The 13,823-nt window shown below is 71.8% G+C and carries 13 protein-coding genes and 1 tRNA gene; 4 read left to right on the top strand and 10 right to left on the bottom strand.

Annotated features, from left to right (window positions below):
• Position 1 precedes the first annotated feature (1 nt).
• From BX283_RS32895 to BX283_RS32885, 3 genes are all read right to left on the bottom strand, one after another.
• Complete coding sequence (locus BX283_RS32895; protein ID WP_101391067.1) at positions 2–2,224, bottom strand: NADP-dependent isocitrate dehydrogenase; 2,223 nt, start codon at positions 2,222–2,224, stop codon at positions 2–4.
• 167 nt (positions 2,225–2,391) lie between these two features.
• Positions 2,392–2,468: transfer RNA gene (locus tag BX283_RS32890), tRNA-Pro, on the bottom strand.
• 108 nt (positions 2,469–2,576) lie between these two features.
• A complete protein-coding gene (locus BX283_RS32885) occupies positions 2,577–3,761 on the bottom strand; it encodes a Gfo/Idh/MocA family protein (RefSeq protein WP_101391066.1) in 1,185 nt (394 codons plus the stop codon).
• A gap of 611 nt (positions 3,762–4,372) precedes the next feature.
• Between BX283_RS32885 and BX283_RS32880 the strand changes: the two genes are divergently transcribed.
• Positions 4,373–5,578 (top strand): acyl-CoA dehydrogenase family protein, encoded by a 1,206-nt coding sequence (locus BX283_RS32880; RefSeq protein ID WP_101391065.1) that lies wholly within the window; start codon positions 4,373–4,375, stop codon positions 5,576–5,578.
• A gap of 26 nt (positions 5,579–5,604) precedes the next feature.
• Here the strand turns inward: BX283_RS32880 and BX283_RS32875 are convergent, their stop codons facing one another.
• The 7 genes from BX283_RS32875 to BX283_RS32845 all read right to left on the bottom strand — a co-directional run bounded on the left by BX283_RS32875 (position 5,605) and on the right by BX283_RS32845 (position 11,397).
• Positions 5,605–6,174: a GAF domain-containing protein gene (locus BX283_RS32875; protein WP_101391064.1), complete on the bottom strand. Its 570-nt coding sequence runs from the start codon at positions 6,172–6,174 to the stop codon at positions 5,605–5,607.
• Positions 6,171–6,785 carry an ATP/GTP-binding protein gene (locus BX283_RS32870; protein WP_101391063.1) on the bottom strand — a complete coding sequence of 205 codons (615 nt, stop codon included), beginning with the start codon at positions 6,783–6,785 and terminating at the stop codon, positions 6,171–6,173. Before BX283_RS32870 ends, BX283_RS32875 begins: the two co-directional genes overlap by 4 nt.
• A complete protein-coding gene (locus BX283_RS32865; RefSeq protein ID WP_067166125.1) occupies positions 6,763–7,134 on the bottom strand; it encodes a DUF742 domain-containing protein in 372 nt (123 codons plus the stop codon). The genes BX283_RS32870 and BX283_RS32865 overlap by 23 nt, the downstream gene beginning before the upstream one ends.
• Positions 7,135–7,136: 2 nt before the next feature.
• Positions 7,137–7,571, bottom strand: coding sequence for a roadblock/LC7 domain-containing protein (locus BX283_RS32860; RefSeq protein WP_101391062.1), 435 nt, complete (start codon positions 7,569–7,571; stop codon positions 7,137–7,139).
• A 7-nt stretch (positions 7,572–7,578) separates the two neighbouring features.
• A complete protein-coding gene (locus tag BX283_RS32855; RefSeq protein WP_107503687.1) occupies positions 7,579–9,468 on the bottom strand; it encodes an ATP-binding protein in 1,890 nt (629 codons plus the stop codon).
• Positions 9,469–9,665: 197 nt separating this feature from the next.
• Positions 9,666–10,859, bottom strand: coding sequence for an MBL fold metallo-hydrolase (locus BX283_RS32850; RefSeq protein ID WP_180357316.1), 1,194 nt, complete (start codon positions 10,857–10,859; stop codon positions 9,666–9,668).
• 97 nt (positions 10,860–10,956) lie between these two features.
• Positions 10,957–11,397 (bottom strand): PPOX class F420-dependent oxidoreductase, encoded by a 441-nt coding sequence (locus tag BX283_RS32845; RefSeq protein ID WP_101391061.1) that lies wholly within the window; start codon positions 11,395–11,397, stop codon positions 10,957–10,959.
• A gap of 147 nt (positions 11,398–11,544) precedes the next feature.
• On the opposite strand from BX283_RS32845, the gene BX283_RS32840 reads away from it, so the two are divergent.
• From BX283_RS32840 to BX283_RS32830, 3 genes are all read left to right on the top strand, one after another.
• Complete coding sequence (locus BX283_RS32840; RefSeq protein WP_101391060.1) at positions 11,545–11,724, top strand: hypothetical protein; 180 nt, start codon at positions 11,545–11,547, stop codon at positions 11,722–11,724.
• A 130-nt stretch (positions 11,725–11,854) separates the two neighbouring features.
• Complete coding sequence (locus BX283_RS32835; RefSeq protein WP_101391059.1) at positions 11,855–12,838, top strand: pentapeptide repeat-containing protein; 984 nt, start codon at positions 11,855–11,857, stop codon at positions 12,836–12,838.
• A gap of 137 nt (positions 12,839–12,975) precedes the next feature.
• Complete coding sequence (locus tag BX283_RS32830; RefSeq protein ID WP_101391058.1) at positions 12,976–13,773, top strand: polysaccharide deacetylase family protein; 798 nt, start codon at positions 12,976–12,978, stop codon at positions 13,771–13,773.
• The last annotated feature ends 50 nt before the right edge of the window (positions 13,774–13,823 follow it).

The raw sequence follows: 13,823 nt of genomic DNA, 5'->3' as shown, positions 1-13,823 counted from the left end.
ATCAGGCCAGGGTCGCGAGGGCCTGGTTGAAGGTCGCCGACGGGCGCATGACCGCCGCCGCCTTCGCCGGGTCGGGCTGGTAGTAGCCGCCGATGTCGGCCGGGGAGCCCTGGACGGCGATCAGCTCGCCGACGATGGTCTCCTCCTGCTCGGCCAGCGTCTTGGCCAGCGGCGCGAACGCCTCGGCGAGCGCCGCGTCGTCGGTCTGCTTGGCCAGCTCCTGGGCCCAGTACAGGGCCAGGTAGAAGTGGCTGCCGCGGTTGTCGATGCCGCCGAGCTTGCGGCTCGGGGACTTGTCCTCGTTGAGGAAGGAACCGGTGGCGCGGTCGAGCGTGTCGGCCAGGACCTGGGCGCGCGCGTTGCCCTTGGTCGTGGCGAGGTGCTCGAAGCTGACCGCGAGGGCCAGGAACTCGCCCAGGCTGTCCCAGCGCAGGTAGTTCTCCTTGACCAGCTGCTGGACGTGCTTGGGGGCGGAGCCGCCGGCGCCCGTCTCGAAGAGGCCGCCGCCGTTCATCAGCGGGACCACCGACAGCATCTTGGCGCTGGTGCCCAGCTCCAGGATCGGGAACAGGTCGGTCAGGTAGTCGCGGAGCACGTTGCCGGTGACGGAGATCGTGTCCTCGCCGCGGCGGATGCGCTCCAGGGAGAACGCGGTCGCCTCGACCGGGGACATGATCTTGATGTCGAGACCGTCGGTGTCGTGGTCCGCGAGGTACGTCCTGACCTTCTCGATCAGGACGGCGTCGTGGGCGCGCTCGGCGTCCAGCCAGAAGACGGCCGGGACGCCGGTGGCGCGGGCGCGGGTGACGGCGAGCTTGACCCAGTCCTGGATCGGCAGGTCCTTGGTCTGGCACATCCGGAAGATGTCACCGGCGGCGACCGGCTGCTCCAGGACGACGTTGCCCTCGGCGTCGACGACGCGGACGGTGCCCGCGGCGGCGATCTCGAAGGTCTTGTCGTGGCTGCCGTACTCCTCGGCCTTCTGCGCCATCAGGCCGACGTTGGGGACCGAGCCCATGGTCGCCGGGTCGAAGGCGCCGTTGGCGCGGCAGTCGTCGATGACGACCTGGTACACACCGGAGTAGCTGCTGTCCGGCAGGACGGCGAGGGTGTCGGCCTCCTGGCCGTCCGGGCCCCACATGTGGCCGGACGTGCGGATCATGGCCGGCATGGAGGCGTCGACGATGACGTCGGACGGCACGTGCAGGTTGGTGATGCCCTTGTCGGAGTCGACCATCGCGAGGGCCGGGCCCTCGGCGAGCTCGGCCTCGAAGGACGCCTTGATCTCGGCGCCGAGCTGCGGCACGGAGTCCAGGCCCTTGAGGATGGCGCCCAGGCCGTCGTTCGGGGACAGTCCGGCGGCGATCAGCGCCTGGCCGTACTTCTCGAAGGTCCGCGGGAAGAACGCGCGCACCACGTGGCCGAAGACGATCGGGTCGGAGACCTTCATCATCGTGGCCTTGAGGTGCACCGAGAACAGCACGCCCTCGGCCTTGGCGCGGTCGATCTGCTCGGTGAGGAACGCGCGGAGCGCGGCGACGCGCATCACGGAGGCGTCGACGACCTCGCCCGCCAGGACCGGTACGGACTCGCGCAGCACCGTGGTGGTGCCGTCCTCGGCCGCCAGCTCGATGCGGAGCGAGCCGGCGCCGGAGACGACGGCGGACTTCTCCGTGGAGCGGAAGTCGTCGGCGCCCATGGTCGCCACGTTCGTCTTCGACTCGGGGGTCCAGGCGCCCATGCGGTGCGGGTGGGCCTTGGCGTAGTTCTTCACCGAGCCGGGGGCGCGGCGGTCCGAGTTGCCCTCGCGCAGCACCGGGTTCACGGCGCTGCCCTTGACCTTGTCGTAGCGGGCGCGGATGTCGCGCTCCTCGTCGGTCTGCGGGTCGTCCGGGTAGGCCGGCAGCGCGTAGCCCTGCGCCTGCAGCTCGGCGACGGCGGCCTTGAGCTGCGGGATCGAGGCCGAGATGTTCGGCAGCTTGATGATGTTGGCGTCGGGCGTCTTCGCCAGCTCGCCGAGCTCGGCGAGGGCGTCGTCGATGCGCTGCCCCTCCTGGAGGTACTCCGGGAAGTGGGCGATGATCCGCCCGGCCAGCGAGATGTCCCGCGTCTCCACAGTGACCCCGGCCGTCGAGGCATACGCCTGGACCACAGGCAGGAACGAGTACGTCGCCAGCGCGGGCGCCTCGTCAGTGTGGGTGTAGATGATGGTCGAGTCAGTCACCGGGTGCTCCACTCCACGTATGCAACATTGCTCGACATCAAGATATCTCGTGACGGAGCCGGGCCGGACAGGGGCCCGGCCCGGTGGAAGCGGCGATTTTCCCCGCCCGGACGCACGGAAAGCCGCCTTCTCCGATGGAGAAGACGGCTTCCGACCTGCGAAAAAGCTGGTCGGGACGACAGGATTTGAACCTGCGACCCCTTGACCCCCAGTCAAGTGCGCTACCAAGCTGCGCCACGTCCCGATGCCCGTCTGACCTGGGGTTTCCCCGGGCCGAACGTGCACGAGAACAATACCGCACTTCGACCGGTGGTCACGAACCCCTTTCGGCCGCCCGGTCCGGCGGGCCGCCTCAGCGGACCTGACCGGCGGCGAAATAGGCCGCGAGCTCCGGATCCAGCGGCTCGATGCGCCGGGGTGTGCCGCCGTCGCGCAGCGACATGGTCGCCTGGTAGCCCGCCGCCACGGCCATCCGGGCGGCCACCGGCGAGGTGTCGGTACGGCCGCCCTCGCGTACGAAGCGCAGGAACTCGTCCATCAGGAGCGGGTCCGCCCCGCCGTGCCCCGAGCCGTCCGGGGCGGTGGGCACCTCGTGGACCTCGTCGGGCTCGTCGCGGAAGTGGGAGCGCCGGGCGTTCCACACCTTGACCCGGCTGCCCGGCCCGTCGCCGAAGTTCTCCAGTCGGCCCGCGTCGCCGATCACCGTGTAGTTGCGCCAGTAGTCGGGGGTGAAGTGGCACTGCTGGTAGGCGGCGAGCACGCCGTTGTCGAGGCGCATGTTCAGCAGCGAGACGTCCTCGATGTCGATCACCGGGTTCAGGGCGCGCTGGGTGTGCGGCGGCCAGTGGCCGTCCTTGGTGTACCAGTCGTCCGCCTTGGGCTCGCCCGGTGCGCGCCGGTGCGGGTTGTCCCCGTAGACCATGAGGTCGCCCATCGCCTGGACGTCGCGCGCGTAGCCGCCGGCCAGCCAGTGCAGTACGTCGATGTCGTGGGCGGCCTTCTGGAGCAGCAGACCGGTGGTGTTCGCACGCTCGGCGTGCCAGTCCTTGAAGTACCAGTCGCCGCCGTAGCCGACGAAGTGGCGGATCCAGACCGTCTTGACCGTGCCGATCGCCCCGCGCTCGACGAGGTCGCGCATCAGCCGGACCACCGGCATGTGGCGCATGTTGTGGCCGACGTACAGGCGCGAGCCGGTCTCGTACGCCGTGCGCAGGATCGTGTCGCAGCGCTCGACCGAGATGTCCAGGGGCTTCTCGACGAAGACGGGCTTGCCCGTCCGCAGGGCCGCGCAGGCGAGGTCGGCGTGGGTGTGGTCGGGGGTGAGCACGAGCAGCGCGTCGATGTCGGGGTCCTCGACGACCTTGCGGTGCTCGCCGGTCATGGTGGCGTCGGGGAAGGCCCCGGCGGCTTCCGCGCGGGCGCGGGGGTCGGGGTCGGCGAGCGCGGTCACGGCGGAGCCGCGGCCCGGCCGGTGGGCGACGCGGGCGAGGCTGCCCCGTAGGCCGAAGCCGAGGACGCCGATACGGAGGTCGGTCATGGTCAACTTCCTTACGTTCGGGGCCTGGTGACCCGGCGCGCCGGGTGGTCCGGTGCCGCCGATGATGACATCGGCGCCCGGCGGGATGCCGCACGCCGGACCACGCGCCGGGGACAACTGTTTCGCGCCGCCGTCACCTGACGGCACTCCAACGCGCGGGTCCGGAACAGCGCTTGCCCCGCACGGCGGGAAACGATCAGGTTCGCACAGGCGGAGGCCGTACGGCGGGCGGCCCAGCCGCTTCCGAATGCGTTCGCGCCCGGCGTCCAATCGCGTCCCGGGGTGCTCCTCGATGCCATCCCCGGGTGCATCCGGGACCGAAAGCTGTCCCTCAGTGCCGTATGCCCACGAAACCTTTGCCCTTGGCATGTGGCAAGGAGGCGGGACAGGGGAATGCCAACCGAGTGGAACCGGGGAGGCCAACCTCACAGAACACACCAGTAGTCAAACGTCAACACGCTGCGTTTCGGCCAAAGTTGACAAGGACGTTGAAGCGCCACTGAATGATCAACAACATGATGGGGTCGGCCTCTTCGGGACGGGGACCACTGCCGATGCACCACCTGCTCGAACACCGTTGCGAGCAGGCGTTTCGCGGAGGAGGGCTCGCCATGGACGGATACTTCAGCAGCCGCCCGCATCACCAACTACGGGAGTGTGTACGGCAGTTCGCGGAATGCGAGATCCGGCCCCGGATAGCGGCGATGGAGGCGGCACGTTCCGTCCAGTACGAGCTGTCCCGGCTGATCGCCCGGCAGGGCTGGATAGCCGCCACTGTCAGCCCGTCGTACGGGGGAATGGGCGTCGGACACCTCGGGAAGACCATCATCATCGAGGAGCTGTCCCGGGTCAGCGCGGCCATGGGCGCCATGGCGCAGGCCTCCCAGCTGGGGGTCGCCAAGATAGTCCACTTCGGCAGCGAGGAGCAGAAGAAGCACTGGCTGCCCGCCGTCGCCGCCGGTGACTGCCTTCCGACGATCGCCGTGACCGAGCCGGAGTCCGGCGGCCATGTGCTGGGGATGACGGCGACCGCGGTCCGCGACGGCGACGACTACATCCTCAACGGCCGCAAGGTGTACGTCGGGAACAGCCATGTCGGCGATGTGCACGGCGTCGTCGTCCGCACCGGCCCCGGCTCCCGGGGGCTGACCGCGTTCCTCGTCGAGCCCGACCGGCCCGGGTTCTCGCTCGGCGCCGAGCGCGACACGATGGGCCTGCACGGCTTCAGCTTCGGCGAGCTCCACTTCGACAACTGCCGGGTGCCGGTGGAGAGCCGCCTCGGCGAGGAGGGCGACGGGCTCGCCGTGGCCTACTCCTCCAGCGTCCTGTACGGCCGGGCCAATCTGACGGCCGTCTCGCTCGGGATCCACCGGGCGATCCTGGAGGAGACCACCAGGTTCTGCACCGAGCGGATCCGCTACGGCAAACCGCTGTACGAACTGCCCAACATCAAGATCAAGCTGGGCCAGCTGCAGTCCCGGCTGATGACGGCCAGGCTCGCCGCGTACCACGCGGTGCACCTGCTCGACCAGGGCCTGCCGTGCGACGCCGAGCTGATGAACGCCAAGGTGGTCAACGTGGAGTCCGCGCTGGACTCGGCGCGCGCCGCCATGGAGATCCACGCCGCGGCCGGGCTCTTCACCGACCGCCCGATCGAGCGGTACCTGCGGGACGCGCACCACATCTTCGCCCCGGCCGGCACCACCGACGTCCAGCTGCTGCGGCTGGCCGAAGTGGCGCTGGGCACGACGAAGGGCCAGTGGTCACAGCGGCTCTCCGACGTCGTCCGCACGGAGGAGTTCGCGGCGGCCCACTGACCGCACAGCAACCGGCGGGGCGGCGGTCAGAAGCCGCCGTCCTCCCGGCGGTGGATCTGCTCGATCAGCTCGGCCGCCATCGACTTGATCGTCTCCAGACCGGCCCGGCCCCACGGCCGCGGCTCGGTGTCGACGACACAGATGGTGCCGAGCGCGATACCGGTCCGGTCGATCAGCGGCGCGCCGAGGTAGGAGCGGATGCCGATCTCGTCGACCACCGGGTTGCCCGCGAAGCGCGGGTAGTCGCAGACGTCCTCCAGGACCAGGGCCTTGCGGCGCACCACCACATGCGGGCAGTAGCCGTGGTCGCGGGCCATGAACCGGCTCACCCCGCCCGAGGCGGCCACCGCGTTCAGATCGGTGCCCGCGTGCGCCCCCTCCGGGGTGTGCAGCCCGGCGAAGAACTGCTGGTGCTCGTCGATGAAGTTGACCATCGAATAGGGCGCCGCGGTGACCTCCGCGAGTTTGTGGGCGAACTCGTCGAAGGCCGGATCGGGCTGCTCCCCCATACCGAGCTGGCGCAGCCGCTGCACGCGGACGGGCGCCTCCCGGTCGACGGGGGTGAGCAGCAGATGGCCGGTCGGGTCGTACGTCATGTGTGCGCTCCATGGCTGGTGGCGGCCGGGAAGGTGGACAGCAGGTGCTGGACCAGGGTGACCAGGGTGCCGATCCCGGAGCTGCCGATACGGGCGTCGCAGAGCACGACGGGAACCTCCGGTTTGAGGTCTATGGCGGACCGGACCTCCTCCGGGGTGTAGCGGTAGGCCCCGTCGAACTCGTTGACCGCGACGAGGAAGCCGATCCCGCGCCGCTCGAAGAAGTCCACGGCGGAGAAGCAGTCCTCCAGGCGCCGGGTGTCGGCGAGGATCACCGCACCGAGCGCGCCCTCGGAGAGCTCGTCCCACATGAACCAGAACCGCTCCTGCCCGGGCGTGCCGAACAGGTACAGGACGTGCCGTTCGTCGAGCGTGATGCGCCCGAAGTCCATGGCGACCGTCGTGGTGGTCTTGGACTCCACCCCTTCGAGGCTGTCGTGCGCCACGCTGACCGTGGTGAGCAGCTCCTCGGTGGAGAGCGGTTCGATCTCGCTGACCGCGCCCACGAAGGTCGTCTTGCCGACCCCGAAGCCGCCGGCGACGAGGATCTTCAGCGCGGTGGGGAAGAGATCCACGGCGGGGCTGACGTCAGAGCCGTCGTCGTAGGCCATCGAGCACTGCCTCCAGCAGAGAACGGTCGGTGGGGGTGTGGTGGAAGCGGGGCGCGCGGGCCGTCACCGCCCCGCAGTCCACCAGGTCGGACAGCAGGACCTTGGTGACGACGGCGGGCAGCCGCAGATGGGCCGCGATCTCCGCGACCGAGGTCGGCCCCTCGCAGAGCCCGAGCGCCTGGGAGTGCTCGGGCCCGAGGTGCGTCTGGGGCGGCTGCCCGGTCGCCATCACCTGGGAGAGCAGGTCCAGCGTGGCGGTGGGCCGGGTGCGGCCGTTGCTCACCGTGTACGGCCGGATCAGGCGCCCGGCCGCGTCGTCGAGCCATGGGCCGTCCTGCGGGGCCGGCACGCTCAGTGCCTCGTGCCGCTCGGTGTCCCGGCGCCTTGCCGGGCCGGCGTCACGAGGTAGGGCCGTACGCTCTTCACCAGCATCGCCATCTCGTATCCGAGCACCGCCGCGTCCGCCTCGCGTCCGGCGAGCACGGCGAGACAGGTGCCCGAGCCTGCCGTGGAGACGAACAGCAGCGTGGAGTCGAGCTCGACCACCACCTGGCGGACCTCGCCGCCGTCGCCGAAGCGCGCGCCCGCGCTGCGGCCCAGCGAGTAGAGACCGGAGGCCAGGGCCGCCATGTGGTCGGCGCTGTCGACGTCCAGACCGTGCACGGACTTCACCAGCCCGTCGGAGGAGAGCAGGACCGCGTTGCGTGTGTAGGGCACCCGCTGGACAAGGCCGCTGAGCAGCCAGTCGAGGTCCGAGACGTGTCCGGTCGGCGCATCGCTCGCCATGGTGCATCTACTCCTTGGAGTGTTCGGCGTCAGTTTCTGCCTGGGGGTGGTGTAACGGCTGTGCGGGGTGGGGCGGGTGCGGCTGCGGTACCGCGGGGATGTCGTGCGGGGCCGGCTGCGACTCGGCGAGGCCGATGCCCCGCTGGAACGCCGCCATCAACCCCGGGTCGTGCACGGCGTGTTCGTCCTCCTTGCGCGCGGCGGGAGCGTCCCGCAGCTGCGGGACGAGGTGCTCCTGGCTGCGGCGCCGGGGAAGGTCGGGCCGGGCCGCGCCGCGCACCGTACCGTTCGCGACGGGTATCGGGGGCACCGCCGCCTCCCCCGTGCCCCGGTGGCCGGGGACGGCGGCGGCCGGGTTGGGCCGCTCCTCGTGGGCGGCGCGCACCGGCAGCGGCGTGGTGCCGTGGGTGGACGCGGTCTCGCCGTGCTGGGGCTGGCGGGGCAGCGGCGGCAGCGCGGTGCCGTGCGCGGGCGTGCGGTGCGCGGGCGCGGGCGCCGGCATCGGCGCGGGGGCCGGGGCGGGCGCGGGCGGCTGGGGGGCGGCCTGGGGCTGCGGCTGGGGCGGGAGCGGGGTCCTGACGGGCTCCGGGAGGGGCTGCCGCTCGGCCGTCTGGCCCTCCTTGTGGCTCTCGGAGTCGGCGCCCAACAGGCCCTGCGGCAGTACCAGTACGGCCTGGACGCCGCCGTAGATGTTGGTCTGGAGCCGGACCGCGATGCCGTGCCTGCGGGCCAGCGCGGAGACCACGAACAGGCCGATCCGGCCGTCCTGGAGAAGGTGGGCGACATTCACCTGATCGGGGTCGGACAGCAGCGCGTTCATCTTGTTCTGCTCGGTGACGGGCATGCCGAGACCGCGGTCCTCGACCTCGACGGCGAGCCCGGCGGTCACCAGCTGGGCGCGCAGCAGCACCTGGGTGTGCGGGGCGGAGAACAGCGTGGCGTTCTCGACGAGTTCGGCGAGCAGGTGGATGACGTCGGCGACCGCGTGGCCGCGCAGGGTGCCGTCGATCGGGGGCACCAGCTTGACCCGGGGGTACTGCTCGACCTCGGCGATCGAGGAGCGCAGCACCTCGGTCATGGTCACCGGGTGGGACCACTGGCGGCGGGAGATGGCGCCGCCGAGGACGGCGAGGTTCTCCGCGTGCCGGCGGATGCGGGTGGCGAGGTGGTCGACGTGGAACAGGCCCTTGAGCAGCTCGGGGTCCTCGACCTCGTTCTCCAGCTCGTCCAGGAGCTGGATCTCGCGGTGGACCAGGGACTGCAGGCGGCGGGCCAGGTTGACGAAGACTTCGACCTTCTGCTCGTTGCCGACGCTGCTGGAGAGCTGCGAGGCCTGCACCACGGCGGCCACGGCGGCCTCGTGGGAGCGGGTCAGCTCGTGCGCCAGGAGCTCGAACTCGTCGGCGTCCGGCGGGAGTTGGGCCGCCGCCCGGCGGGCCGGCGGGCCCTCGCCGCGGCGCAGCCCCTCGACCACCGTGCGCAGGTCGGCGGCCGAGCGGGCGCTGCCCCGGCGCAGCCCGTTGGCGCGGCCGAGGACGGTCTTGGCAGCACGGTCGGCGCCCACCGCGGCGGCCGCCACGGACGCGACGGCGAGGAGCGCCATGCCGCCGAGCGCCGCCCAGAGCAGCTCGGAGGGGTGGGCGTGGGTGGAGTGGAGGGTGAAGACGACGGCGGCCGCGCCGCACACCACGGCGGCCACGGCGGGCAGCACCGCGGTGCGCAGCAGCTGGGGGCGTATACGGCCCTCGGTGGACGGGCGCGGCCCGCTCGGCGGCCGACTCGCCGGAGCCGGGGCGCTCGCGGGTGCGGCCGGGGGCTGCGGCCGGTGTGCGGTGCGTCCGTGCCGCCCGCCCTCGCGGCGCTCGGACCGCGCGGCGGGTGCGCGAAGATGAGACATCTGCGTCCTCGGTACGTGGGGTCCCAGAGATCGTGGTCCCGGGCCCAACTCAATCGATGCGGGCCCGCGTTGATCGTCGGCCACTCACAGTAGTGGTCAACCCCTCACCCTCGGTGCGCAGTTGGAAAAGTTCCCCCTACCGCGTCCCGCTCTGGTATGACGCCTCGTACGGCAGCGCGAAATACCCCGGTCGGCTCCTAGGAGACGACGGGGGCCGCCTCCTGTTCTCCCGCCTTGGCGGGCTTGCGGGTGTGCACCGGCCAGCCGCCGGGCGGGGTCGGCGCGACCGGGCGCCACCAGGGCGCGGACGGCACGTTTTCCGAGGTGGGTTCGAAGGGTGCACCCGGGATGGGGAGCGCGATCCCGGCGCCCGCGGCCGCCGCCGCGGCCATCGTGCCCTCGCCGGGCTCGGCCCACGGGTGCGGGGCGAGGTTGAAGGTGCCCCAGTGGATGGGGAGCATCACGCCGTGCGGCCGGCCGCCCTGGAGGTCGAGGTGGGCCCGCATGCCTTCGGCCGGAGTCATATGGATGTCCGGCCAGAATTCGCTGTAGGCGCCGATCTGGATCATCGTGGCGTCGAACGGGCCGTGCTCGGCGCCGATGTCCTTGAAGCCCTCGAAGTAGCCCGTGTCACCGCTGTGGTAGATCCGGTGCTCGGGGCCGGCGACGGCCCAGGACGCCCAGAGCGTGTGCTGCTGGTTGCGCAGGCCGCGGCCGCAGAAGTGGCGTGCGGGGGTGGCGGTGAGGCTGAGCCCGTTGACCTTCGTCGACTCGTTCCAGTCGAGCTCGTGGACGCGGTCGGCCGGGACGCCCCAGTGCTCCAGGTGGGCGCCGACGCCGAGCGGGACCGCGAACACCGTCCCCGTACCCGCAAGGCCGCGGATGGTGGGCAGGTCCAGGTGGTCGTAGTGGTCGTGCGAGATGACCACCACGTCGACCGGGCCGAGCGAGGCCAGCGGCACGGGCACCGGGTGCAGGCGCTTGGGCCCGGCGAAGGCGAAGGGGGAGCAGCGCTCGCCCCACACCGGGTCGAAGAGCACCCGGCGGCCGTCGATCTCGGCCAGCACGCTGGAGTGCCCCATCCAGGTGAGCCGCAGCCCGGTGACGGGCGGCTTGGCGAGGTCGGCGAGCGTCGTCGCGTGCACCGGGATGTTGCCCACCGGGGCGCGCCGGGCGCGTTGCTCCTTCTCGAAGTAGATCTTGGCGAACTCCAGCATCGAGCCGGACGGCCGCGTCCGCGCGCCCTCCGGGTTCTGGAACACCCCGTCCGCGAAGTTCGGCGAGCGGCGGATCCGCTCCAGGCGCTCCCCCGCCGGGTCGGCCCCGAACGCGGCGGGGCGCAGCTCGCGCAGCCGGGAGCGGAGTGGGAGCAGAGAACCAGCGCCGGTCACGGCACCTCCTGGGGCTCGGGGGTCGTTCCATTATGTGCGGCGGGTACGACAACGGGGGAACCGCGCCGTTACGCGGCAGCGACCCGCCGGGGACGGCTCAGCCGCGCGGCTGTCCGTAGGCGCGTTCGACCCGCAGCCGGAGCACCACGCGCCGGTCGCGGACCATGGCCCGCCGGTAGTCGTCCCAGTCCGGGTGCTCGCCCTGGACGTCCCGGTACAGCTGGACCAGCTCCTCGACGGTCGCGTCGTGCGGGTCGGCGGCCACCGGGGAGAGGTCCGCCGTGCCCTCGGCCACGGTCCAGGCCCAGCGGTCGGCGCTGGTGACGTGGTAGCTGGCGCGCGGGTCGCGGCGCAGGTTCTTCGTCTTGGCGCGGTCGTCGGTGAGGGAGACCTTGATCACGCCCTCGTCCGCGTAGTACGCGTGGTTCACGTTGGACAGCTGCGGCCGCCCGTCGCGCTTGAGGGTGGCGAGGACGCCGCCCTTCTCGGCCGCGACCAGCTTGAGCAGCGCTTCCTCATGTGCGTCGAATGCCGTCATGGCCATGGAACAGCGCGCGCACACATCCGATTCCCGCGCCCGCGCACGCGGGGTGAAGGCGATGTGGGGAAGGGTCGATGACCGTGTGATGGACCTGGCAGTGACTATTCGGGGCGGATTGCCGGACCGTGCGCTTACGCTGGACGCATGTCCACTTCCGCCCACGTCCCTGGTTCCGTACTGCCGGACGCCGAAGCCGCCAACGCGGCGATTCGCGACCTCGTCGACAGCGCGGACCCGGACGGCGGCTGGCCCTCGGAGGAGTACGAGCGGCTGCTCGCGCTGTGGGCGGCGGCCACCACCGCCGACCTCGACGAAGCCGCGTAGCCCCGCCGCCGCCCCTGGGCGGCGCGGCTCGGGCGATAGGCTCGACCTGCATATTCACCCGTACCGGGCCTGCGGCAGACCCCCTCCCCAGCCGCCCCGGGCCGACCGACACCGCAGGAGAGCGACCGCCTTGCCCGAGACATCCGAGAACCGCGTACGTGGGCAGGCCACCGCCCCCGGTCCGGCGGACGACCGCTCCGGGCTGCGGGCCGACTGCGCGAACTGCTTCGGCCTGTGCTGTGTCGCGCTGGCGTTCTCGCGGTCGACGGACTTCGCGATCGACAAGGCCGTCGGGGACCCGTGCTCCAACCTCCGGCAGGACTTCCGCTGCGGCATCCACGACAAGCTGCGCCCCAAGGGCTTCCAGGGCTGCACGGTGTACGACTGCTTCGGCGCGGGCCAGAAGATCTCCCAGGTCACCTTCGTCGGCCGGAACTGGCGCGAGGCCCCGGACGGATCACGGCAGATGTTCGCCGCGCTGCCCGTGATGCGCCAGCTCCAGGAACTGCTCTGGTACCTCGCCGAGGCCAGGGCCCGCCCGGCCGCCCGCCCCGTCCACCGGCAGGTGGCGGCGGCGTACGAGAAGATCGAGCAGCTGACCCTCAGCGATGTGGACACGCTGCTCGCGCTGGACGTGGCGGCGCACCGCGCCGAGGTGAACACGCTGCTGCTGCGCACCAGCGAGCTCGTCCGCGCCGAGGTCCGCGGCAAGAAGAAGGACCGCCGGGGCGCCGACCTGTTCGGTGCCCGGCTCAAGGGCGCCGACCTGCGCGGCGCGGACCTGCGCGGGGCGTACCTCATCGCGGCCGACCTGGGCGGCGCGGACCTGCGGCTCGCCGACGTGATCGGCGCGGACTTCCGCGACACGAACCTCGCGGGCGCGGACCTCACCGACTGCCTCTTCCTCACCCAGACGCAGGTCAACGCGGCGAAGGGCGACGCGGGCACCCTCCTGCCGGCCGGGCTTGAGCGCCCGTCGCACTGGAGCGCCTCGGCCGCGCCCGTGCCGTCCGGGCGCAAGGACTCCCCCTCGGCCCCCAAGGGCGGCCCCTCCCGCGAGCCCGGCGCCTCCCGCCGCAAGGGCTCCGGCCGGGCCGGGTCGCGCCGCAAGTAGCCGGACCGCCCGCCCACCCGGCCCCACCTGCGCTCTTGCGCTCCTGCCCTCTTACGCCACCCCACTATGCACCCCGTGTATACACCTCGCGTATAGTCCGGTTCATGTTCTGGACCAGGCCGAAGGGGAGGCGCGTCATGCGCAGCAGCAATTCCGAAGTCCGCCGTGCCCGGGGACGGGCGGCCGCCGCGCTGGTCGCGGTCGCCGCGCTCGGTGCGACGCTGACCGGCTGCTCCGACGGCGCCGTCTCGCCGCGCTCCGCCCGCGGCGACGCGCTCGACAGCAAGGCCGCGGCGGGCGCGGACGCGGGCGCCGCGGCCGGGGTGGACTGCCGCAAGGCCAAGTGCATAGCCCTGACCTTCGACGCCGGGCCGGGCGCGAAGACGCCCCAACTGCTCGACACGCTCAAGGAGAAGAAGGTGCACGCCACCTTCTTCCTGCTCGGCAGGAACCACGTCGAGAAGTACCCCGCCACCGTGCGCCGCATCGCCGCCGAGGGCCATGAGGTCGCCAACCACACCTGGTCGCACGAGCGCCTGGACAAGCTGAAGCCCGCCGAGATCCGCGCCGAACTCGACCGCACCCAGGAGGCGGTGGCCGCGCTGACCGGCCGCAAGCCGGTCCTGATGCGGCCGCCGCAGGGCCGTACGAACAAGGACGTCACCAAGGTCAGCAAGGAGCTGGGGCTCTCGCAGATCCTGTGGAGCGCGACCGCCAAGGACTACTCCACCAACGACTCGGCCCTGATCACCGAGCGCATCCTCGACCAGGCCGACCGCGACGGCATCATCCTGCTGCACGACATCTACGACGGGACCGTGCCCGCCGTGCCCGGGATCATCGACGCCCTGAAGGCACGCGGCTTCACCTTCGTGACCGTGCCCCAGCTGCTCTCCCCCGCCGCCCCCAAGCCCGGCCAGCTCTACCGCCCCTGACGTGCCCGGGCCCGACCGGATTTCGCCCTCAGCATGCAACGGTTCTCAGG

The organism is Streptomyces sp. TLI_146, assembly GCF_002846415.1.
Taxonomy (GTDB): Bacteria; Actinomycetota; Actinomycetes; order Streptomycetales; family Streptomycetaceae; genus Streptomyces.
This window is presented reverse-complemented; position numbering and strand designations above follow the sequence as displayed.